21 protein-coding genes and 1 pseudogene are annotated in these 22,629 nt (G+C 68.5%); 15 read left to right on the forward strand and 7 right to left on the reverse strand.

Features of this window, described 5'->3' with window-relative positions; all coding sequences use genetic code 11:
* Positions 1–2 precede the first annotated feature (2 nt).
* A complete protein-coding gene (locus C2R22_RS11720) occupies positions 3–2,078 on the reverse strand; it encodes a PrkA family serine protein kinase (protein ID WP_103425916.1) in 2,076 nt (691 codons plus the stop codon).
* A 364-nt stretch (positions 2,079–2,442) separates the two neighbouring features.
* On the opposite strand from C2R22_RS11720, the gene C2R22_RS11725 reads away from it, so the two are divergent.
* The 7 genes from C2R22_RS11725 to C2R22_RS11755 all read left to right on the forward strand — a co-directional run bounded on the left by C2R22_RS11725 (position 2,443) and on the right by C2R22_RS11755 (position 8,198).
* Positions 2,443–2,838 (forward strand): DUF5820 family protein, encoded by a 396-nt coding sequence (locus tag C2R22_RS11725; protein ID WP_103427655.1) that lies wholly within the window; start codon positions 2,443–2,445, stop codon positions 2,836–2,838.
* 236 nt (positions 2,839–3,074) lie between these two features.
* Positions 3,075–4,619, forward strand: a complete 1,545-nt coding sequence (locus C2R22_RS11730; RefSeq protein WP_103427656.1) for an acyl-CoA carboxylase subunit beta — start codon at positions 3,075–3,077, stop codon at positions 4,617–4,619.
* A gap of 1 nt (position 4,620) precedes the next feature.
* Complete coding sequence (locus C2R22_RS11735) at positions 4,621–4,869, forward strand: acc operon protein (protein WP_103425917.1); 249 nt, start codon at positions 4,621–4,623, stop codon at positions 4,867–4,869.
* A gap of 200 nt (positions 4,870–5,069) precedes the next feature.
* Positions 5,070–5,903 (forward strand): triphosphoribosyl-dephospho-CoA synthase, encoded by an 834-nt coding sequence (locus tag C2R22_RS11740; protein ID WP_103425918.1) that lies wholly within the window; start codon positions 5,070–5,072, stop codon positions 5,901–5,903.
* A gap of 5 nt (positions 5,904–5,908) precedes the next feature.
* Entirely contained in the window at positions 5,909–6,595 is a 687-nt protein-coding gene (locus C2R22_RS11745; RefSeq protein ID WP_394342360.1) for a DUF447 domain-containing protein, read from the forward strand.
* A gap of 139 nt (positions 6,596–6,734) precedes the next feature.
* Positions 6,735–7,913, forward strand: coding sequence for a hypothetical protein (locus tag C2R22_RS11750; protein ID WP_162562468.1), 1,179 nt, complete (start codon positions 6,735–6,737; stop codon positions 7,911–7,913).
* A gap of 87 nt (positions 7,914–8,000) precedes the next feature.
* Positions 8,001–8,198 (forward strand): 30S ribosomal protein S17e, encoded by a 198-nt coding sequence (locus C2R22_RS11755; RefSeq protein ID WP_103425920.1) that lies wholly within the window; start codon positions 8,001–8,003, stop codon positions 8,196–8,198.
* A 286-nt stretch (positions 8,199–8,484) separates the two neighbouring features.
* On the opposite strand, the gene C2R22_RS11760 is transcribed toward C2R22_RS11755, so the two are convergent.
* Positions 8,485–9,291 (reverse strand): tRNA-dihydrouridine synthase, encoded by an 807-nt coding sequence (locus C2R22_RS11760; RefSeq protein ID WP_103425921.1) that lies wholly within the window; start codon positions 9,289–9,291, stop codon positions 8,485–8,487.
* Entirely contained in the window at positions 9,288–10,304 is a 1,017-nt protein-coding gene (cofD, locus tag C2R22_RS11765) for a 2-phospho-L-lactate transferase (RefSeq protein WP_103425922.1), read from the reverse strand. The genes C2R22_RS11760 and cofD overlap by 4 nt, the downstream gene beginning before the upstream one ends.
* A 157-nt stretch (positions 10,305–10,461) precedes the next feature.
* On the opposite strand from cofD, the gene C2R22_RS11770 reads away from it, so the two are divergent.
* The 6 genes and pseudogenes from C2R22_RS11770 to C2R22_RS11795 all read left to right on the forward strand — a co-directional run bounded on the left by C2R22_RS11770 (position 10,462) and on the right by C2R22_RS11795 (position 17,075).
* The gene (locus C2R22_RS11770) at positions 10,462–11,085 is read left to right on the forward strand and encodes a TetR/AcrR family transcriptional regulator (protein ID WP_103425923.1); all 624 of its coding nucleotides are present in this window, start codon (positions 10,462–10,464) and stop codon (positions 11,083–11,085) included.
* Positions 11,082–12,526: pseudogene (locus C2R22_RS11775) on the forward strand (MATE family efflux transporter). Before C2R22_RS11770 ends, C2R22_RS11775 begins: the two are co-directional and overlap by 4 nt.
* A 713-nt stretch (positions 12,527–13,239) precedes the next feature.
* Positions 13,240–14,463, forward strand: a complete 1,224-nt coding sequence (locus tag C2R22_RS11780) for an HD domain-containing protein (protein WP_103425924.1) — start codon at positions 13,240–13,242, stop codon at positions 14,461–14,463.
* 48 nt (positions 14,464–14,511) lie between these two features.
* The gene (locus C2R22_RS26315) at positions 14,512–15,888 is read left to right on the forward strand and encodes a sensor histidine kinase (protein WP_245902744.1); all 1,377 of its coding nucleotides are present in this window, start codon (positions 14,512–14,514) and stop codon (positions 15,886–15,888) included.
* Positions 15,837–15,992 carry an ATP-binding protein gene (locus C2R22_RS26320; RefSeq protein WP_245902745.1) on the forward strand — a complete coding sequence of 52 codons (156 nt, stop codon included), beginning with the start codon at positions 15,837–15,839 and terminating at the stop codon, positions 15,990–15,992. Before C2R22_RS26315 ends, C2R22_RS26320 begins: the two co-directional genes overlap by 52 nt.
* A 69-nt stretch (positions 15,993–16,061) precedes the next feature.
* A complete protein-coding gene (locus tag C2R22_RS11795) occupies positions 16,062–17,075 on the forward strand; it encodes an amidohydrolase family protein (protein ID WP_103425925.1) in 1,014 nt (337 codons plus the stop codon).
* A gap of 23 nt (positions 17,076–17,098) precedes the next feature.
* On the opposite strand, the gene C2R22_RS11800 is transcribed toward C2R22_RS11795, so the two are convergent.
* From C2R22_RS11800 to C2R22_RS11805, 3 genes are all read right to left on the reverse strand, one after another.
* Entirely contained in the window at positions 17,099–18,055 is a 957-nt protein-coding gene (locus tag C2R22_RS11800) for a biotin--[acetyl-CoA-carboxylase] ligase (RefSeq protein ID WP_103425926.1), read from the reverse strand.
* A 38-nt stretch (positions 18,056–18,093) separates the two neighbouring features.
* Positions 18,094–18,219 (reverse strand): hypothetical protein, encoded by a 126-nt coding sequence (locus tag C2R22_RS26970; RefSeq protein WP_281259236.1) that lies wholly within the window; start codon positions 18,217–18,219, stop codon positions 18,094–18,096.
* Positions 18,220–18,429: 210 nt separating this feature from the next.
* Positions 18,430–20,259: an acetyl-CoA carboxylase biotin carboxylase subunit gene (locus C2R22_RS11805; RefSeq protein WP_103425927.1), complete on the reverse strand. Its 1,830-nt coding sequence runs from the start codon at positions 20,257–20,259 to the stop codon at positions 18,430–18,432.
* Between the two features lie 271 nt (positions 20,260–20,530).
* Between C2R22_RS11805 and asd the strand changes: the two genes are divergently transcribed.
* Positions 20,531–21,565 (forward strand): aspartate-semialdehyde dehydrogenase, encoded by a 1,035-nt coding sequence (gene asd / locus C2R22_RS11810; RefSeq protein ID WP_103425928.1) that lies wholly within the window; start codon positions 20,531–20,533, stop codon positions 21,563–21,565.
* Between the two features lie 49 nt (positions 21,566–21,614).
* On the forward strand, positions 21,615–22,229 hold the full coding sequence (locus tag C2R22_RS11815; RefSeq protein WP_103425929.1) for a rhomboid family intramembrane serine protease: 615 nt from the start codon (positions 21,615–21,617) through the stop codon (positions 22,227–22,229).
* Positions 22,230–22,245: 16 nt separating this feature from the next.
* Here the strand turns inward: C2R22_RS11815 and C2R22_RS11820 are convergent, their stop codons facing one another.
* A complete protein-coding gene (locus C2R22_RS11820) occupies positions 22,246–22,629 on the reverse strand; it encodes a cyclophilin-like family protein (RefSeq protein ID WP_103425930.1) in 384 nt (127 codons plus the stop codon).

Consider the following 22,629-nt stretch of genomic DNA (forward strand, 5'->3'; position numbering starts at 1 on the left):
GATCACTCCTTCTCGAGTTCGCTCTTGGCCACCTCGGCCCCGGCGAACTCGAGGACTTCCCGTGCGCCCTCCCGGGAGTACCCCTGGTCGACCAAGGCGTCGATCCACGCGTTGCGCTCGTCGTCGTCCAGTTCGTTCGCGCTCACCAGCGCCGAGAAGTTGATGTTGTGCTTCTTGTCCTCCCAGAGCTTTCGCTCTAAGGCGCGGCGGAGGCGGTCGTTGTCCTGGGGGTTGAACGAGGTGCCTTCCCGGGCGCGCCGCGAGACCCAGTTGGAGACCTCCTGTCGGAAGTCGTCCTTTCTGTCCTCGGGGATGGAGAGTTTCTCCTCGACGGAGCGGAGGAACTTCTCGTCGGGTTCCTGCTCCCTGCCCGTGAGTTCGTCCTCGACGGTCGCGTCGTCGATGTACGCCATGACGTGGTCCATGTACTTCTCGCCCTGCCGCTGAATCTCGTCGAGGTCGTACGCGAGCGCGTGGCGGACGTCCTCGATGGCGCGCTCTTTGTACTCCTCGCGCACCATCTCGAGGTAGCGGTGGTACCGCTCGATGTTCTCCTCCAAGATGGAGCCGTGCGATTCGAGGTTGCGCTCGAAGTGGTTGAAGACGGTGAGCGGAGAGAGGTAGTCTCGACCCCGGTGGGTGGAGTCCATGATGGCCTCGGCGATTTCGTCGCCGATGAACCGCGCCGAGACGCCGTCCATTCCCTCGGCGATGTCGGCCTTCGCCTCGCCTTCTTCCCGCAGTTTCTTCACGTCGAGGTCGTCGCCGTCGTCGACTTCTCCGTTGTATGCTTTCGCCTTCTGGACCAGGGTCACGTTGCCACCGTCGGGTTCCGTTATCCTGGTGAGGACGCCGAACAGCCCCGCCATCTCCATCGCGTGTGGCTCGATGTGCATGTCGGGCACATCGGCGTTCCGGAGCATCTTGCGGTAGATTTCGGCCTCCTGCTCGTACTCCAGCACGTAGGGGAAGTCGATGCGCTTCGTGCGGTCGTTGAAGGCCTCCATCTTCTCGTCGCCCTTCTTGTCCCGGTACTCGGGCATGTTCGTCCGGCCGACGATGACCTGGTCGATGTCGATTCGCGGGTTGTTCTTCGGCTTGATCGTCTGCTCCTGCGACGCGTGCAGGAAGTCGTAGAGGAACTCCCGCTGGAGTTTGAGCAGTTCCTCGCCGGAGAACAGCCCTCTGTTCGCGTTGCAGAACGCGCCGGAGTAGTCGAACGCTCTCGGGTCGCTCTCGCCGTAGACGGCGAGCTTCGAGTAGTTGACGTCTCCAGTGAGTTCGGTCTCGTCTTGGTTCTTCTTGTCCTTCGGCTCGAACGTCTCGATGCACTGGCGTTTGTTCTCCGACGCCACCAGTCGAACAATCTCGATGTGGTTCTCCATCACCGACTGGAGATCGTCGTCGTAGTGCGCCAGTAGCTTGTCCATGTAGAACTCGCTGGCGGGGTCGAGCGACTGCTCGTTGCGGACGGTGTACGGCGCGTCGAGCGACCCGTTCAGGCGTTCGAGGACGATGTCGCGCTGCTCCTGGGGGAGCAGGACGATGGGGTCTTGGTGCATCGGCGAGGTGACCGTGTCGTCGGCGGGGTCCTGGTCGCGGATGACGTCGCCCAGGTTGGTCCACCGGAAGGTGTACATCCGGCCGTCGTCGCGCATCGTGTAGTCCTCGAAGTACCGCCGGACCATCCAGTCGAAGTGGGACTTCCCGGAGCCGACCGGCCCCAAGAGGAGTTTGATGCGTTTCTCGGGACCGAGTCCGCGAGCGCCCGACTTCACCTTGTTGACGAACTCGTGGATGGACTCGTGGACCTCTCGTCCGTAGAAGACGTTCTCGCCGTCGTGCAGCGGGTCTTCGGAGGCCATGAGGTACTCCACGATGCCGGCGTCCTCGTCGTAGGTGGTCCCGTAGTGGTCGAACATGTCCGCGACGCGCTGGTGGGCGTTGCGGGCGACCTTCGGGTCGTCGTACACCTCCGAGAGGTACCAGTCGAAGCTCTTCGCCTCGCGGAGGTCCGCGGGCACGGAGTCTTGATAATGCTTGCTCAGGTCTTCTAGTGTCTCGAGTTCACTGCTCATTGTTCGGTGTCGGAGTTTCTGGACCGGGTGCGCCGAGAACGGGGACGGACTGTGCGCGACAAACGTCGAATGCGACCGTCAGTGGGAGTGGGGGGTCTGTTCGTGGCATGCGTGTTCATACCACCCGTTCCGCGCGGCGACACAGGTCTTCGGCGGTTTCTGCGAGAACGACGTAGCCAGCTGACAGTGCACGGGGGCGGCGACTCGGGCCGATATCCGAGGCTACTTGAGTGGTGAGATTCCGACGCAGATAAACCTTCCCCTAAAATGTGATATGAGCGCCATGTTTTCGATGCACGGCGCCGACCCGAGGGGACTGAACCGGACCGTCGCGCTCTTCAGGCGGGAAGCCCTCCACTCGCCCATGAGCTACGACGACCTGCCGGCGGGGTGGCAGGTGTGGGCCGACGAACACGAGGGACGGAGCGTCCTCGCGTACCGCCCGGACGTGTTCAACACGAAGGACTTCCCCGCCCCCTGCATGCCGACCATCTACGTCACGAACGGGTCGCGGAAGCGACGTCCCGGGGCGTCACAGGTCCCCACCGACACCTGGCACGTGTCGCTCTTCTTAGAGCCCGAAGTGGAGGCCCCCGCCGAGCGGTACGACTCCCGCGCCGAGGCCGTCGCCGGGGCGACTGACCTCGCCGCCCGATTCGTTCGAGGCGGCGTCGACTACCGGGACCTGTATCAGGTCCCGCGGGAGGAGTATCTCGACCGCCTCGACGAACTGGTCGGTGAGAACGCTTCGGACGAGTGAGCGACTGCGCGAGGGTCGCATACGGCTCTCATCTCCCGACCACCCCTAGCCCCACACGAACTACACGCTCCGCGCCCAGCCACGACGCCCGTCGCCAGCCCCGAGCGCTTCGAGCACCCGACGCATCGATACGTCGTCTCTGAAAGCGACCACACCCCCGCGCCTCGATATCCCGGAATCCTTTTGCACCGGGTCGTACACGTTCCGCCAATGATACTGGGTGGTCCGACATGACGATGGAGGACCGGATCGACGAACTCCGCGAGAAGCGCGAGCGTGCGCTGTTGGGCGGCGGGCAAGACCGCATCGACAAGCAGCACGACAAGGGGAAGATGACCGCCCGCGAGCGGATCGACTACTTCCTCGACGACGACACGTTCAACGAGTTCGACAAGTTCCGGACCCACAGAACGTCGAAGTTCGGGATGGAAGAGAAGAAGCTTCCCGGCGACGGCGTCGTCACGGGCTACGGCGAGGTCGACGGCCGGACGGTGTTCGTCTTCGCCCACGACTTCACCGTCTTCGGCGGTTCCCTCGGTGAGGTGATGGCTCAGAAGATCTGCAAGGTGATGGACAAGGCGATGGAGGTCGGCGCACCCATCGTCGGCCTGAACGACTCCGCCGGGGCGAGGATTCAAGAGGGCGTGAAGTCGCTGGCCGGTTTCGCGGACATCTTCCACCGCAACCAGCAGGCGTCCGGCGTGGTCCCACAGATTTCGTCCATCATGGGGCCGTGTGCCGGCGGCGCGGTGTACTCGCCCGCCATCACCGACTTCATCTTCATGGTGCAGGACACCTCCCACATGTTCATCACCGGCCCGGACGTCATCAAGACGGTCACGGGCGAGGAGGTGAGCTTCGAGGAGTTGGGCGGCGCGAAGACCCACGCCCAGAAGACGGGGGTCGCTCACAAGGCGTTCAACAGCGAGGAGGAGGCGCTCGACAACATTCGGCGGCTACTCTCGTACGTCCCCCAGAACAACGTCGAGGACCCACCGCGGGTGGAGCCGTGGGACGACCCCGCTCGTGAGACGACCGAACTCACGGACGTCGTCCCGGACAAGCCGCAGAAACCCTACGACATGACCGACGTCGTCGACAGCGTCGTCGACGAGGGCTCGTTCTTCGAGGTCCACGACGGCTGGGCGCGCAACATCGTCGTCGGCTTCGGCCGCCTCGACGGTCACTCGGTGGGCGTCGTCGCGAACCAGCCCCGCTCGAACGCCGGCACCCTCACCGTCGACGCCTCGATGAAGGGCTCGCGCTTCATCCGCTTCTGCGACGCGTTCAACATCCCCATCCTCACTTTCGTCGACGTTCCGGGGTACATGCCCGGCACCGACCAGGAGCACCGCGGCATCATCCGCCACGGGGCGAAACTGCTGTACGCTTACTCCGAGGCGACGGTCCCGCTGCTGACGGTCATCACCCGCAAGGCCTACGGCGGGGCGTACTGCGTCATGGCCTCGAAACACATCGGCGGCGACGTCAACTACGCGTGGCCCACCTCCGAAATCGCGGTCATGGGGCCCCAGGGAGCGGTGAACATCCTCTACAGCAGCGAACTCGAAGCCGCCGACGACCCCGACGCGCGCAGACAGGAACTCATCGACGAGTACCGCGAGGAGTTCGCCAACCCCTACACGGCGGCGGACCGCGGCTTCGTCGACGACGTCATCGAGCCCGCCGAAACCAGAGCCAGACTCGTCGAGGACCTGAAGATGCTGAAGACGAAACGCGGCGACCAGCCCGACAAGAAACACGGCAACCTCCCCATCTGACATGGAGCTCTCGATTCCCGACGACGCGAGCGAGGACGAGGCGGCGGCCATCGCGGCCGTCCTCTCGGCACACCTGCGCGACCAGGAGGTCGCAGCGGCGGCCGCCGCATCCGACACGGAGGAGACGTGGCAGGACAGGAAGTGGACGTTCGCCGGCCGCGTCGACGCGCTCCAGGGCCGCACCACGCGCGTCCCCGACGGCACGCCGACGAACGCGTGGGTCGCCGCGAGCAGAGCCGAGCGGTTCTGACCCCCCATCGCGAACGGCTTCGACAACTGAAAGAAACGGGCGAAACGTGTGAACGAGTTGAAGTGCGTCCGGCTATTTCAATCGAGTAGAGGCCCCGAGTTCTCCCCCCTCACCTCCCCCTCGGGTGGTCCTCTGTTTTCCTGCACACTGTCCGACGCCGACGCGCAGCGTCTTTACCACTCGCTCGACTACGGACGAGTATGCGAACCCCGGCGGACAACGCCCTGCTAGCGCTTCTCCTCGAAGCGTCCGGAACCCCGAAACCGGGGAACGTCGACCGCCACCGCGAGTACGAGGACCTCCGGTTCGAGCACTTCCTCGCGGGGGCGGTCGGTGCCGGTTCGGGACTCCGCACCGCCGAGGCCGGTGGCGAACTCGGCGCCGCGTTCGAAGAGAGCGTCGAGGGCATGCGCCACCAGCGGGGCGGGAACACCCAGTTCGGCTGTCTGTTGGACCTCGTACCGCTCGTGCGGGCGGCCGCCGACGGACCGCTCACCCCCGAGTCGGTTCGCGGGGTGTGTGCCGCGACCACGGTGGAAGACGCCTGTGGGTTCTACCGCGCGTTCGAGTACGTCGACGTCGCCGTCGGCGCCCTCCCCTCCGATATCGACCTCCCCGACGTCGGCCTCGCCGCCGACGCCACGCCGACGGTGCGCGAGCGAGGGCTGACGCTCTGGGACGTCATGGATCGCTCCTCACCCATAGACGCGAACGCCCGCGAGTGGGTCGAGGGGTTCCCGCGCTCGTTCGCCGCCAGCGAGGGAATCCTCGACGACGACGGCCCCGCGACCGAACGGGTCGCCCGGGCGTTCCTCCGGCTACTGGCCGAGGAACCCGACAGCCTCGTTCGAACCCAGCACGGCGAACGGGTCGCCCGCGAGGTACAGGAGAGCGCGACCGACGTGGGGACGGACCTCGACGCCGCCGCCGCCCTCGCCGAGAAGTACGTCGAGCGGGACATCAACCCGGGGACGACCGCCGACCTCACTGCGGCCGCGGTCTTCATCGCGCTCGAACGGGGCTGGGAGGTGTGACGTCCGTGCCCTCGGGGAACGAGTCGAACGCGGTCGACGGGACGGACGAATCGAACGAGTCGGACGAAATCAACGACGTCGAGACGGACGAGCGCGCCTGGCCGGTCGCACTCGACGGGGTGACGGAGTCAGTCGTGACCACGCTCGGGCCGAACGGACTGTGGAACGTCGCGGCGCTCGGCCTCCACGCGCCCGACGCGGGTGTCGACGCCGGGGCGCGAACCCCGGTCGAGGCCGTGACGTGGGGGAACACGCGAACGCGCCGGAACTTCCACCGACAGGGCGGGGGCGTCGTCCAGTTCGTCGCCGACGCCCACGACTTCGTCGACGCGGCGCTCACGATTCGCGAGGAGGAAGAGCCGGTGCTGGACTCGGCCGACGCGTGGGTCCGCGTCCGGGCCGAGCGGACAGACGAGGGCCGCGAGGACGACACCCGCTGGGAGCGGTGGCGGCTCACGCCCGGCGAGAGCGGGGTCGAACGCGAGCGCCCGTTCACCGTCAACCGCGGCTTCTACGCCGTCGTCGACGCCACCGTCGCCGCCTCGCGCCTCGACGTCTCTGACTACGACACCGACGTCCTCCTCGACCGCCTCGCGTACTTCGAGCGCGTGGTCGAGCGGTGCGGGGGGACCCGAGAGAGAGAGGCGTTCGCGCGGCTCTCGGCCGAAACCGGCTGGCACGAGCGGCGCTGACGCGACGTTGACGCGTCGACCAGTATCAGCCGTGATTTCCCGACCCGAACAGTGATACCGTCGCTCGCAGTGGTCCCGGTCGATACGAGAGACGATGCGACGACCGAACCCCCACCGAAGCCACAGCGCGCGCCGAGTCGTGACCGCACTGATCGTCTGGTGGCTCGTCGTGAGCGCCGCGGTGCCGGGCGTCGTCGCCGGGGCGACGACTCCCCCCTCGGCGGCCGCCGAACCACTGACCGACGTCGAAGACGCACGCGGCACCTCGGTGAACGCCACGGCGTCGCCCGGGACGGTCGCCGCGGGCGTCGGTGACAGCGTCGAGATTACGGGGGCCACGACGTTCGACTCGGGCGACGTCCGCCTCTACCTCGTCGGCCCCCGCGGACGGTTCCTCGGAGAGGACGGGGCGGCGGGCGACATGGAGACCGAACGCGTCTCGGGGGGCGCGTTCACCGCGACGTACGAGTCGTTCACTCGGCGCGGGACGTACCGGCTCCTCGTCGTCAGCCCGCGCGCGGACGGGCGCTTCGCGTCGACGACGACGCTCGGCCGCGACGCCCTCCCCACGGGCGTGACCCAGCGGCAGGCGGTCGACCTCGTGAGAGCGGCCTACGGCGGCGACGAGGTGATCGAACTGTCGCTCCGCGGGGCGACGCCACGGCTCAGCATCGACCCGGTCTCCGCGGACGGGACGCTCGTCGGGGACGACGTCGTCACGGTGACGGGGACGGCGAACCGCGGCGACGGAGCGGCCGTCTTCGTCGACCTCGCCGACGCCAGCGGGCGGACCGTCACGACCGCCGAGGCCGACGTCGACGCCGCGAGCGGCACGTGGGAGGTCGACCTCGACCTCGTGGGGGTCGAACCCGGGTCGTACACGCTGTTCGCCGCCGACGGTGCCTCGCGCGCCTCGACGACCGTCATCGTCGTCAGCGAGGAGACGACGCCGACCGAGACGCCCGCCGAGACCCCGGTTTCGGCCGAGTCGGACGCGGTCGACGACGCCCGCGAGACCGTCGAGGACGTGACCGGTGCGGCGCTCGCGAACGGGACCGCGGGGCTCGAAGCCGCGAACGAGACGGTCGGGGGCGCGATTGGAGGGGACGCGAGCGCGAACGCAACCGCGAGCGCGAACGCGACCGAAACGAACGCGAGCGGCGACGGAGGAACGAACGCGAGCGCGAACGGCACCGCCAACGCCACTGCCGAAGGCGGCGGCTCGACCGGCGGGGCCGTCCCCGGCTTCGGCGTCGGCGCGTTCGTCGCCGCGCTCGTCGTCGTCGCGCTCGGCGTGCGTCGGCACGTCCGCCGGTGAGTGAGTCGGCTCCGGTCGTGTGGGTTCCCCGGGCGGCCGACGACGCGTAACGAATCGTTTTTGTGCGCCAGCGAGCAACCGTCGGGTATGGCCATCAAGCCCAAGTACGTCAAACAGCTCGGGAACATGCTCCTGGAGCGGTACCCGCAGGCGTTCAACACGGACTTCGAGACGAACAAGGACAGCGTCATGAAGCTCACGAACGTCGAGTCGAAGGGCGTCCGCAACCGCATCGCCGGCTACATCACCCGCAAGAAATCCAGCAGCCAGGCCGCCTCGGCGTAACTCTCCTCCCGACACTGCGCACGACCGACCCGGGCCCTGAGCGACCGCCTCCCTCTCCGTACTCGCGGCGCGCACACCGAGACGTCGCTGCCCCGTGCTCTCTCGTTCCCGAACCGACAGCGACGCGGCCGACAGTGGCAGTGACGCGTGGGCCGACGACCTCGCCACTGCTCGGAGCCTCGACTGTAGCGCCGTCCATCACCAGTGCGAACTGCTCCTTGAGGCACTCGGGCGCGCCGGCGACGACGGCGTCACCGTCGACGGCCGGGCGGTCGCTGTCGGGGAGTCAGCGGGCGTCGGCGTCGGAGGCGGTCCGGCGGTCATCCGACACGGGCCTCGACCCGTCCCGCGCGTCGAACCAGCCGTCGATGGCCTCGCGGACGCGCTGGAGGACGCGCGGGTCGGTGCTCGGCCGGCCGACGCTGACGGCGTCCGCACCGTAATCGAGGTACTCGCTCACCGTCCGGCGGTCGCGGACGCCGTTGTTGGCGACGAGGTAGAGGTCGGGCGCCGCGTCGGCCACGCTCGCGACGACGTCCTCGGAGTCCATGGCGTCGACGTGAAAGACGGTCGCCCCCGCCTCCTCGACCCGACGGGCCGTCTCCGCGAGGTCGACGCCGTCGACCTCCGCGCGGACCTTCACGCTCACCTCCGCTCCCTGTTCGGCCGCCGCGGTAACGTACTCACAGAGCCGGTCGGTGTCCCGGAGAAGCGACTCGCCGCAGCCGACGCGACACAGTTCCGCCTGGCGGCAGTGGGCGTTTATCTCGACGGCCGCGTCGTGTGCCGCACACAGCCGCGCGACTTCCCGGACGGGGGCGACGGTCGCACTGCGGACGTTCACCCCCGCGCAGACGGGCGTGTCGGCGAGGACGGCGAGCTGAAAGTCGACGAAGACGAGCGGGTCCGGCGGGAGGAACTCCGAGCGGTCGCGGGCCACGAGCGCCCGGGCGGCGTCTCTCGATTTCCCGTCGAGGGAGATGCCGCCGAGCATCGCGAGGTCCGCCCACAGGCTCCCGTCGCACGCCCACCCGGCGTCCGCTTCCCCCGAGAGGCTCGCGAGGACGAGTCGCGGCGACGACTCGCGCGTCATCTCGGCCCCTCGGGTCCGGCGACTCGGTCGAGCGCCTCCCAGACCGCGTCGAGGACGCGCCCCGCGTCACCGGGGCCGTCGATGCGGGTGTCCGTTCGAACGACGGGGCGACCTAGTTCTGTCCCGTCCGCGGTGTCGAGGACGAACGCGTCGGCGAAGGGGTACGCGTCGGCGACGCCCGCGGTCGAGGGGTCGAGGCCGACGCCCTCCATCAATTGCGCCGCCGGGCCGGAGAACACCTCGCGGCCGACGAACGGCGAGACGACGACGACCGGCGTCTCGGCCAGCGCCGCCTCGACGCCCGACAGTGCGAGGACGGGACCGATGCTCGTCACGGGGTTCGAGGGACCGACGACGACCGGGTCGGTGAGGGCGTCGAGCACTTCGGCGGTCGGTTCGGCGTCGTCGGCCCCGCGGAACTCCACTTCCTCTACCTGGGGCTCGGCGCGCCGACTCACCCAGTACTCCTGAAAATGCATCTCGCCCTCGACGGTGTGGACGATGGTCGCGACGGGGTCGTCGCTCATCGGCACGAGGTCGACGTCGAGACCGAACGCCTCGGCGAGCGTCCGCGTCACCTCTGTCAGCGACCTCCCTTCGTCGAGGAGGCTCGTCCGGGTGAGGTGCACGGCCCTGTCGCGGTCGCCGATCTCCATGAACTCCGCCACGCCCGAGAAGCGCCGCCAGCGGGCGATCTCTCTCCCCGCGACCTGGGCGTCGTCGGGGAGGTACCGCGGGCCGTCGCCGAGTCCGGCCGCGTCCGCGAGTCGGTGGAGTTCGTCGTGCGTCTCGGTGGTGTCACCGGCGATGCCCCACCACCGGTCGCGGTCGAGGACGTCGCCGCCGTGAAACAGCACCGTGTCGACGTCGGGGCAGACGAGGTGACCGCCGAGTTCGACGTCGTCGCCGGTGTTCCCGACGACGGTCACGTCGCTCGGCGCGACGGGCCCATCGGGACCGAGGCCGTCGAGGAGTTTGGGCGTCCCCGTCCCACCGGCGAGGAACGTCACCATAGAGCCCTGCTTTGTGGAGCGGCGGTTTGAAGCTTCCTGCATCGACGCGCGGCGGCGGCCGTCCGGGGTGTGCGCAGCCGTCCCAGGAGAGGCCCCGACAGCCTCGCGCGCGAATCCGTGGATACTTGACTGACCAGTTAGTCAGTTCGAACACCGAATGTCAGACGAGCCCCGCGAGACGGTTGTTCGCGCGACGTGCCGCGCCCTCTGTGCGCACGGCTACGCGAACCTGACGATGCAGGACATCGCCGACGAGACGGACCTGAGCAAAGCCGCCCTCCACTACCACTACGACACCAAGCGCGACCTCCTCACGACGTTCCTCGACTCGCTCGCGTCGTGGTACGAGGGCCGACTGGACGAACTCCCGGGGGCCGACGCCGCCGAGCGGCTTCACGCGCTGTTCGACGAGTGTCTCTCCGCGGAGGACGACGAGGCCGACTACCCCGCCTTCCACACGGCGATGCTCGAAGTGAAGGCGCAGGCACCCTACGAGGAGGCGTACCGCGAGCGCCTCACGGCGGTCGACGACGTCGTCCGCTCGCGTATCGAGACGCTCATCGAGACGGGCATCGAGGAGGGCGTCTTCCGCGACGTCGACCCCGAAGCGACCGCCTCGTTCGTCGTCGACGTCATCGTCGGCGCGTACACCCGGAACGTCGCCGTCGGACACCCGCTCGAAGAGACGCGCGCGCTGCTCGACGCCTACGTCGACGACCACCTCATGGCTCAGGGGCGCGAGGGCGGCGAGGGCGACCCCCGGCGGGAGGCCGCCGAATGAGCGTCCTCGACCGCCTGTCGGGGCTGTTCAAGAGCAAGGAGGAGTTCGACCTGACCAGCGGCGGTATCGGCAAGCCCCTCTTTTACCTGGCGCTCCCCATCGTCATCACGAACCTCCTCCAGACCGCGTACAACCTCGCCGACACCTTCTGGCTCGGCCAGTACTCGACGGAGGCGCTGGCGGCCATCTCGTTCGGCTTCCCCCTCGTCTTCTTGCTCATCTCCTTCGGCTTCGGTATCTCCATCGCCGGGAGCGTCCTCGTCGCGCAGTACGTCGGCGCCGGCGAGGAGGCCGAAGCCGAGTACGCCGCCTCACAGACGATGACGTTCGCCGTCCTCGCGTCCGTTGTCCTCGGCGCGGGCGGCTACTTCTTCGTCGAGGACGTCCTTCGACTGCTGGGCGCCTCCCCGAGGTGCTCCCGGGCGCGACGGCGTACATGCAGGTCATCTCGCTCGGTATCGTCTTCCTCTTCGGCTTCCTCGTGTTCATCTCGCTGATGCGCGGCTACGGCGACACCATCACCCCGATGCTCGTCATGTTCGGCTCCGTCGGCATCAACGTCGTCCTCGACCCGTTCCTCATCTTCGGCTGGTGGGTGTTCCCCGAACTCGGCGTCGCCGGCGCGGCGTACGCGACGGTGTTCTCCCGCTCGCTGGCGCTGTTCGTCGGCCTCGCAATCATGCTCAAGGGGACCCGCGGCGTACGCATCCGCCCGCGGGAGATGTTCCCCGACCTCGACTACTTCCGGCGCATCGCCGCGCTGGGCGGGCCCGCCTCGGTGGAGGTCACCGGGAGAGCCCTCTCCGTGAACTTCCTCCTCGTGGTCGTCGGCCTCTTCTCGACGACTGTCGTCGCCGCGTTCGGCATCGGCACCCGCGTGTTCTCGGTCATCTTCCTCCCCGCCATCGCGGTCGCACAGGCGGTCGAGACGATGTCGGGCCAGAACATCGGCGCCGGGAAACCCGACCGTGCCGAGGCGACCGCGGACTTCGCCGCGAAGACGATGTTCGTCATCCTCTCGGCGATGGGCGTCGTCGTCTTCTTCTTCACCGAACCCATCGTCGCCGTCTTCACGACCGACCCCGAGGTCGTCAGGGAGGGTGCGAACTTCCTCCGCACCGTGGCCCCGACGTTCGGTCTCCTCGGTGTCCTGCGGGCGTACAGCGGGAGCTTCCGCGGGGCCGGCAAGACGATGATATCGGCCGCCGTCGCCATCTTCGCGCTCGGTGTCGTGCGCTTGCCCGTCGCGTGGTTCGGCGCCCAGGAGTTCGGACCGAGCGGCATTTGGTGGTCGTTCGTCGTCTCGAACATCGTCGGCGCCGCCGTCGCGGTCATCTGGTACAAGCAGGGGACGTGGCGCGACGCCGACCTGACGCACAGGGACGTCGTCGACGACATCGAAGACGGGGACGTCGTCGACCCCGCGAGCACGGACGACTGAGACCGAGGCGGACGCGCTGGCTCGGGCGACGAACGGTGCGTTCACGCGCTTCTGACCGTTTGCGATTCGCGACCAGAGAGACGCGAGAGGCTGTGGATGGACGTGCCGTGAGTGTCCGCTCGGTGGTCGGGAAGTGGACCGGTGACGGCGCGGAACACGGGCGCGGTGACCCCACACCACCGGAGCAACGTCGTTTCACCGAGCCGTCACTCGTTTTACTGACAGACCTCGCGCGCGGCTCGTCTGGCGAGCCCGCTGGTCTCGTCGGCTCCCGTTCGTTTCACTCACGGGAACGGACGCGGAGCCGCGACGCCACGTGCGACCGCTCCGTTGAGGCGGTCGGCGCGTGAGAGCGAGTGAAACGAGCGAACGCGCGAGGGGCCGCTCGCGCCTCCGGGCGCGAGCACCCGGGTGGGGAGGCGAGAGGCAGCGGTCCACCGCGCCCGTGCGTCGCGCGGTGTTCACGCTCGGACCATCGGTCACGACGAACCCCGGACCATCGGTCACGACGACCATCGGACCATCAGTCACGACGACCCTCGGACCATCAGTCACGACGACCCTCGGACCGCCGTCGACTTCGACGACACCGCCCCGTACTCGGTGATACGTGTCTCACCCCCGCTGAACGACGTCTCCAGCGATCACGACGACGTCTTCCGGACGCACCACCCACCCGACGGTTTTTGTCCGATGCCGACCCACCACCCGCCATGCTGGCTATCAAGGACAGCGTCCACGACCACATCGAGGTCGGGGGCGTTGCCGAGGCGCTCATCGACACGCCGGCCGTCCAGCGACTCCGCCGCGTCACCCAACTGGGTACCGTGAAGTACGTCTACCCCTCCGCAAACCACACCCGGTTCGAGCACTCGCTCGGCGTCTACCACCTCGCCACGCGCGCGCTCGACAACCTCGGCGTCGAGGGCGTCACGGCCGAGCGAATCCGCGCGGCAGCGCTCTTACACGACGTCGGCCACGGCCCCTTCAGCCACAACGTCGAGAGCGTCGTTTACCGTCACACCGGCAAGTACCACGACGACGTCGAAGACCTGGTCACCACCGGAGCGGTGGGACGCGTCCTCGTCGACCACGACATCGACCCGAAGGAGGTGGCCGGACTCGTCCGTGGCGAGGGTCGGTACGGCCAACTCGTCTCGGGCGAACTCGACGTCGACCGCATGGACTACCTCGTGCGGGACGCCCACCACACCGGCGTTCCGTACGGCACCATCGACCACGAGCGACTCGTCCGCGAACTGGCGTTCGTCGACGGCGAACTCGTGCTGCGGGAGGGAAACGTCCAGACGGCGGAGTCGCTCCTCCTGGCACGGGCGCTGATGAACCCCACCGTCTACGCACACCCCGTCGCGCGCATCTCGAAGGCGATGCTCCGGCGGGCCGCAGAACGGCTGCTGGAGACGCCCGACATCTCCGCCGACGACCTCCGGCGGATGGACGACTACGACTTCGTCTCGGCGCTCCGGATGACGCCCGAGACGAGCACGTACGCCGAGCGACTCGACACCCGACGGCTGTTCAAGCGCGCGGTGTGGGCCGAACACGGCGACGTTCCCCCCTCCCTCCTGGCCGCCTCGCACGCGGAACTGCAGGCGTTCGAGCGCGAGATTGCCGACCGCGCTGACCTCCCGGCGGAGAACGTCGTGGTCGACGTCCCCTCCCCGCCGTCGATGACGGAGTCGACGTCGCGCGTGGTCGTCAACGGCGACATTCGGGAGTTGGGGAAGGCCTCGCCGCTGGTGTCGGCGCTCCGCACGGCGCAGGAACAGCAGTGGCGGCTGGGCGTCTACTGTCCCCGCTCGGAGACCGACGGGGTCGGCCGCGCGGCCGTCGACGTCCTCGGCCTCGACATCGAGGGGGCGCTCGTGAGCGACGTGCGCGCGGGGCTGAACGCCACACTCGACGAGTTCCAGTGAGCGTCGCCCGCACCAACGCTTATGCGCCGCCGGGCAGTAACAGGTCGAGTGGACCGCGATAGCTCTCCGGTCGCGGCGACCTTCTCCTGTGACCTCCTCGACTCCGTCTCCGACCTGTTCGTCGTCTTCGACGCGGCCGGTGAGTTCACGCAGTGGAACCGGGCGGTGACCGAGGCGACCGGTCACACGGACGAGGCGCTGTCGTCGCTATCGACCGACGACCTGTTCGTCGACGCCGCATCCGTCCGCCAGCGAATCGCCGACGCCGACGCGGGCGAAGGGCCGTTCGACGTGACGGTCCTCACCGCCGACGGCGACCGACTCGACTACGAGTTCGCCGTCACGACCCACGGTGACGCCGACGGTTCGGACGACTCGGACGACTCGGACGACGAGCGCGACGGATACGTCGTCTGCGTCGGCCGCGAGGCCGCCGGCCGCTCCGGCCGGGGGCGCGACTGGTACCGAACCGTCCTCGAAGCGCTTCCGGACGCCGTCTACGCCATCGAGACCGACGGGACCATCGCGTACGCCAACGAGGCGTACGTGACGATGAAGGGCGTTCCCCGAGACGACCTGCTCGGCACCGACGTGGACGACTGGATCGCCGACGAGACGGTCGACCGGGCCGACGAACTGCGCCGGGAACTCGACGCCGGCACCCGCGACGTCGGAGCCATCGAGTACGAGTTCGTGACCGGCGAGGGGGCGCGGTTCCCGGCCGAGATTCGGTTCACACGGGTCGGCGACGACCGGTTCGGGTTCTCGCGGGTCGGGATAATCCGCGACGTCACCGAGCGGGCAGAGCGCGAGCGACGGCTCCAGCGACAGAACGACCGCCTCGAGGAGTTCGCGGCCATCGTCAGCCACGACCTGCGCAACCCGCTGAACGTCGCGCAGGGCCGGCTCGAACTGGCGCGACAAGAACACGACAGCGAGCACCTCGCGAGCGTCGAGCGCGCACACGACCGGATGTGGTCGCTGATAGACGACCTGCTCACGCTGGCGCGACAGGGCGAGGGCACCCTCGACCTGACGACGGTGGCGCTCCCGGCGCTCGCCGAGCGCTGCTGGCACTCGATCGAGCAGTCGGGCGCGAGGCTCGTCGTCGAGACGGAGGCGACCCTCCACGCGGACGAGAGCCGACTCCAGCGGCTCCTCGAAAACCTGTTTCGGAACTGCGTGGAACACGGTCCCACGGAGAACCGTCCACAGGCCGGCGATTCGGTCGAACACGTCTCCCCCGACGGTCGACCGACGGACGACGCCGACGCGAACGGCGAGAGCGGGGTGACGGTGACCGTCGGCGACCTGCCGGACGGCTTCTTCGTCGCGGACGACGGCCCGGGCGTTCCCCCGAAGAGCGCGACCAGGTGTTCGAGGCCGGCTACTCGACGAACCCCGATGGGACCGGCTTCGGGCTGAGCATCGTCCGGGAGATCGCGGAGGCGCACGGGTGGGACGTCCGACTCACCGAGGCAGACGGCGGCGGGGCACGGTTCGAGTTCCGCGGCGTCGCGACGGTGTGAGCGGCGACCCCGGTACTCGTGTTCGACGAACCTACAGCTTCAAGGACGTGCCAGCCCCAGGGCGAACCGATGCACGTAGAGGGGACCATCCTCGTCGGCCGCGACTTCGAACCCGTCGAGGGACGGGTCGTCGTCGAGGACGGACGGATCGAAGCCGTCGAAAGGCGGGAGACCGACTCAACGGACCTCGTCTGCCCGGCGTTCGTCAACGCTCACACGCACATCGGCGACTCCATCGCCAAGGAGGCCGGCGCGGGACTGTCGCTCGACGACCTCGTCGCGCCGCCGGACGGCCTCAAACACCGGCTCCTCCGCGCGGCCTCCGCCGAGGAGAAGGCCGCCGCGATGCGCCGCTCGCTCCGGTTCATGGAGGCGACCGGCACCGCCGCCTGCGTCGAGTTCCGCGAGGGGGGCGTCCCCGGCGTCGAGGCGTTCGAACGGGCGAGAGAGGGCCTCGACATCGACGCGGTTCTCCTCGGTCGGGAGACACAAGAGGCGATGCAGGCGAGCGACGGCTTCGGGGCGAGCGGCGCGCGCGACGGCGACTTCGCCGCGGTTCGGGAGGCCACCCGGGAGGCAGCGAAACTGTTCGGCATCCACGCCGGCGAGCGCGACGCCGACGACGTGGACGCCGCCATCGACCTCGACCCCGACTTCCTGGTGCACATGGTCCACGCGACCACCGCGCATCTCGACCGCGTCAGGGAAAGGGAGATTCCCATCGCCGTCTGCCCCCGCTCGAACCTCGTCACGAACGTCGGCGCGCCGCCGATTCGACGCCTCGCCGAGGCGACGACCGTCGCGCTCGGGACGGACAACGTCATGTTGAACTCCCCGTCGATGTTCCGCGAGATGGAGTTCGCCGCGAAGCTCTCGGACGTCTCGGCCGAGGAAGTCCTTCGAATGGCGACGGTCAACGGCGCCGACCTCGCGGGACTGGACTACGGCGTCGTCAGGGAGGGCAAGCCGGCGAAACTGCTCGTCCTCGACGGCGACTCCGACAACCTCGCCGGCGCGCACGACCCCGTCCGGGCGGTGGTTCGGCGGGCCGGGCAGGCGGACGTGAAGCGCGTGATCCGCTGAGCGGGTCGTGAACAGAGACCGTCTCACACCGGCCGCAGGTGCTCGCAGTCTCCGGTGTGAACCACCCGGTCCCCCTCGGACGTTCGAACCACGAGGGCGCCGGGGAACTCGACGTCGACGGCCTCGCCCTCGATAGTCTCGGTCGGCGTCTCGATCCGCACCCGACGACCGAGCGTGTCCGCGTACTCGCGCCACGCGTCCAGAATCGCGTCGGGGTCGTCGCGGAGGTCGTCGAAGACTTCCAGTAGCCGCTGGACGAACAGCCGTCGCTCGACGTCGCCCGCCTCGTCCCGGATGCTCGTCGCACCTGCTGGGAGTTCGGAGGCGTCGATGTTGGCGTTGACGCCGATGCCGACGAGGACCCACGAGACGCGGTTCGCCTCCCCTTCCATCTCGGTGAGGATACCCGCCAGTTTGCGGCCCCCGCGGTCGGTTCCACCGTCGGGGGTGTCCGTGGAGACCACGAGGACGTCGTTCGGCCACTTGATGCTCGCATCGACGCCTGCCTCCCGTGCCGCCCGCGTCGTCGCCACGGCCGCGGCGAGCGTGTAGACGGGCGCGTGCGCCGGTGGACAGTCGGGCTGGAAGACGATGCTCAGCCAGACGCCGCCCGATGGCGCGCTCCACGCCCGGCGGAGTCGCCCCCTGCTCCCGGTCTGTTCGTCGGCGAGAATCACGATGTCGCGCTCGCCCGCCTTCGCCAGTTCACGCCCGCGGTCGTTCGTACTCCCGACGCTGTCGTGGTACTCGATTCGATAGCCGGTGTCGAGGCCGTACTCGACGGCTCCCGCGCCGAACTCCGGCACCTCGCTGACGACGTAACCCGCGTCCGTCGACTCGACCACGAACCCCTCGTCGCGGAGCGCTTCGACCTGCTTCCAGACGGCCGCCCGCGAGACGTCGAGGCGCTCGGCGAGCGCCGGTCCGGAGACGGGACCGCTCGCCAACTCTGCCAACAGCGCGCGCCGTGTCTCGTTCATGCGAGGAGAAGACGCGAGCCGGGTATGAAGGCGACGGCTCACACCTCCGGGAGCGACCAGTAGCCGAGCGCGACGAGCACTACCCCGCCGACGAACAGGAACAGGGCGACCTGACCACCCCCGCGTCCGAGCGCGCCTCCGAACAGCGCGATGACGGGCAGCACGACCCCTCAGACGACGGTTTTCACCGCCGTCGCGAGGTCGTCGACGGCCTCCTCATTCGCGTAGCGCGCATCGTCGGCATCGGGACCGCCGCCAGCGTCGGCGTCGGGACCGTCGTCAGTGCCGGCGTCGAGGCTGTCGTTGTTGACGTTGGGGTTGTCGTCGCCGGACGCGGAGGGCGTGTGGCGAGACGAGAGAGAACCGACCGGCGACTACTCGATGACGATGAGGACGTCGCCCATGTCGACCGAGTCGCCCTCGCCGACGAGCACCTGCGCGACGGTGCCGCCGGCCTCGGTGGTGACGTCGTTCTCCATCTTCATCGCTTCGAGGACGCAGACGACGTCGCCCGCCTCGACCTCGTCGCCCGCTTCGACTTCGACCGAGAGGATGGTCCCCTGCATCTCGGCTTCGACCCGCGCGCCGTCGGCGGCGACCGCACCGCCGTCGTCGTCCCCCGTGGCGACGTCGGGACGGCTCCGACCGCCGCCACCCCCGCCGCCGGCGGGGAGTTCGATGGCGGGCGCGCCGCGCTCTTCGAGCGACACCTGGAACCGTTTCCCGTTCACTTCGACGGTGAACTCGCGTTCGGTGACCTCCTCGTCGTCTTCCTCGGCCGACCCCTCTGCCGGCCCCCAGCGTTCGACGGCCGCCTCGATGCGCGAGCGGTCGAGTTCCTCGTCGAGGTACTTCGTCGTGTGCGTCCCCGCGCGGAACGCCTCGTCGGAGATCATCAGTCGATGGAACGGAATGATGGTGTGGAAGCCCTCGATCTGGTACTCACGGAGCGCGCGCTCGGAGCGCGCCAGACACTCCTCGCGGTCGCTCGCGTGGACGATCAGTTTCGCCACCATCGAGTCGTAGTCCGTCACGAGGTCGTCGCCCTGCCGGATGGCGTCGTCGAGTCGGACGCCGATGCCGCCCGGCGGGTCGTACGTCTCGAAGGAACCGCCCGTCGCCGGGGCGAACTCGTTGGCGGGGTTCTCGGCGTTGATCCGATACTCGACGGCGTGACCGTCTATCTCGACGTCGTCCTGCGCGAAGTCGAGTTCCTCGTCGGCGGCGACCCGGAGTTGCCACTTGACGATGTCGATACCCGTGATCTCCTCGGTGACGGTGTGTTCGACCTGGATGCGGGTGTTCACTTCGAGGAAGTAGAAGTTCGCATCGGATCCGAGAAGTTCGTCGTCTCCCCTCTGTTCTTCCTCGACGAGGAACTCGAAGGTGCCGGCGTTGTAGTAGTCGGCGGCGTCGGCGCCGCGACGGGCGGCCTCGCCGATCTTCTCCCGCAGTTCGTCGGTGAGTGCGGGGCTGGGGCCCTCCTCGATGACCTTCTGGTGTCGGCGCTGGAGCGAACAGTCCCGCTCGCCGAGGTGGCGGACGTTGCCGTGGTGGTCGGCGAGGATCTGGACCTCGATGTGCCGGGGCTTTTCCAGATAGCGCTCCAGGTAGACCGACGGATTGTCGAAGTACGCCTCACCCTCGCGCTTGGCGCTCTGTAGTTTCTCCTCCGCCTCGTCGGGGTCGCGGACGATCTTCATCCCGCGGCCGCCGCCGCCGCCTTCGGCCTTGATCGCGATGGGGTAGCCGTACTCCTCGCCGAACTCGTGGACGTCTTCGGGTGAGTCGACGGGGTCGGTCGTCCCGGGGACGATGGGGACGCCGGCCTCGTTCATCACCTTCCGGGCCTTGGTCTTCTCGCCGAGTCGCTCCATCGCGTCGCTCGTGGGGCCGACCCACGTCACCTCGCTCTCTTCGACCTTCCGCGCGAACTCCGCGTTCTCCGCGAGGAAGCCGTAACCGGGGTGGATGGCGTCCGCGCCCGCCTTGCGCGCCGCGTCGATGACCGCCTCGTGGTCGAGGTACGAGTCCGCCGCCCGCGCCGGGCCGATGTTGTACGCCTCGTCCGCGTACCGGACGTGTCCCGCGTGTTTGTCCGCGTCGCTGTAGACGGCGACCGTCCGGACGCCCAGTTCCTCGCAGGCTCGCATCACCCGGACCGCGATCTCCCCGCGGTTCGCCACCAGTACCTTGCTGAACATTTGGGCCGTACTTCTCGGAAGGCCCACGTGTTTCTATCGGTTCTTCACTCGTATCACCGGACCGAGAGGAGCGCGCGTCCGGAGTGCTCACTCGGAGACGAGTGAACGACTGACAGCTCCCCCCGCTCAGTATCTGAACAGGATCGTCCGATATGGAAAATAAGCCGACGAACGTCCAGTAGTTTTGCGTCGACCGGCTCGTGAGTGAACGATTGTGATATCTAGCCCGATTCCGAAGCGTCTTATGTGAGTGCCACACAAGCACACGGCAATGAATGTGCGAGTCGGTATCCTCGGTGCAACCGGTGCGGTCGGCCAACGATTCATCCAACTGCTCGACGACCACCCGACGTTCGAACTCGCGGCGCTGACCGCGAGCGAGGAGTCGGCGGGCAAGTCCTACCGCGAGGCCGCGAAGTGGCGCGTCAACACGCCCATCCCCGACGACGTGGCGTCGATGACCGTCGGTCGAACCCACCCCGACGACGTCGCCGACGACGTCGACCTGCTCTTCTCCTCGCTTCCCTCCTCGGTGGCTGCGGAGGTCGAACCGCTCTTCCTCGACGAGGGGTACGTCGTCTCGTCGAACTCCTCGAACGACCGGATGGCCGAGGACGTTCCGCTGACCATCCCCGAGATCAACCCCGGCCACCTGGACCTCATCGAGATCCAGCGCGAGGAGCGCGGCTGGGACGGCGCCCTCGTGAAGAACCCCAACTGCTCGACCATCACGATGGTGCCGACGCTCGCCGCCCTCGACGAGTTCGGCCTCGAACGCGTCAACGTCACCACGCTCCAGGCGGTGTCGGGCGCGGGCTACTCCGGCGTGACCTCGATGGAGATAATCGACAACGCCCTCCCCCACATCGGCGGCGAGGAGTCGAAGATGGAAACGGAGTCCAGAAAGCTCCTGGGAGCGTTCGACGGAAGCGAGGTGACGCTCCACGGGATGGAGGTCGCCGCCTCCTGTAACCGGATTCCGACGCTCGACGGCCACCTCGAGAGCGTCTTCGCCGACCTCGCCGATGAGCCGTCGGTCGACGAGGTCGCTCGGGCCATGCGCGAGTTCCCCGGTATCGACCTGCCGAGCGCGCCCGAGCAACTCATCCACGTCTTCGACGACCCGTCGCGTCCGCAGCCACGGCTCGACCGCGACCGCGAGAACGGAATGGCCGTCTGTGCCGGCGGTATCCAGGAGACGACCCACGGCGTGAAGTACAACTGCCTCGCGCACAACACGATTCGCGGCGCCGCGGGCGCCTCGCTCCTCAACGGCGAACTGCTCGTCGAAGAGGGCTGGGTCTGAGTCGAGAGAACGCTTTTCTCGGTGCCGTCCCGAGCCTCGGACGAGAGTGATGGTCGAGGACGGACGCGTCACCGACGCTCGTACGCGACTCCACGCGTGGCGAGCGACGCGGCCGGCGACGACAACGCTCGTCGCGGTCCTCGCGGCGGCGTTCGTCGTCGAGTCGCTCGTCTGGTGGCTGTTCGGTTTCCCGACCATGACGTTCTGGTTCGCCGCGAGCGCGACCCCTTCCCCGGGGTGGGTTCTCGCCCCGCTCGCCCACCAGTCGGTCGGCCACCTCCTCGGGAACCTCCTCTTTCTCGTCGTGTTCGGGTCGCTCGCGGAGGCCGACCTCTCGGCGCCGACCTGGTACTGGCTCTTCGCCACCAGCGCGCTCGCCGGGACCGCCGCGCAGGTGTGGAGCTACCTCCTCACGGGCGTCGAGGGCGGGGCCGTCGGCGCGAGCGCGGGCGTCGTCGCGCTGGTCTCGTTCGTGGCCGTCCGAACCGTCCGCGACGGTCCCTCGACGCGCTCGACGCTCGCGTACGCGGTCGGTCTCGCGGGAGGGATCGGAATGCTCGCGCTGCTCCTCAGCGACTTCGTCTCGACCACTGGCTCGGCCGAGTACGCACACCTCATCGGCGTGACGGTCGGCGCGTTCGCCGGCGTCTACGTCCGCGGGTGACTCTCGAATCCCTGTGTTATCCGCGTTCGACCCGGACGTGTGCCGCCCCTTCGACGTCCGAGAGCGCCGACACGTCCGCGACGCGAGCGACGACGTTCACCGGCGACGCCGCCCGCGGTTCCCCACCTTCAGAGGCCGGCGTCGGTCCCCAGAACAGACAGAGTTTCGCGCCCGCCGGCCAGTACGCGAGGCTCCCCACGTCGACCACGGACCGGGCGTTCTCGGGTCCGGCGTCGATGGGAACCGAGACGTACAGTTCGTCGCCCCACCGCGCCGCCTCGCCCGCGACGGGGAGGGCGTCGGCGATTTTCTCCCTCGTTCGCGGCGCGTCGTCCGTCCAGTCGGCTGCGAGGCAGATTTCGCGGGTGCCGTCACCGACCGTGATTCGGAGGTCGGCCAT

This window comes from Salinigranum rubrum, assembly GCF_002906575.1.
Lineage (GTDB): Archaea > Halobacteriota > Halobacteria > Halobacteriales > Haloferacaceae > Salinigranum > Salinigranum rubrum.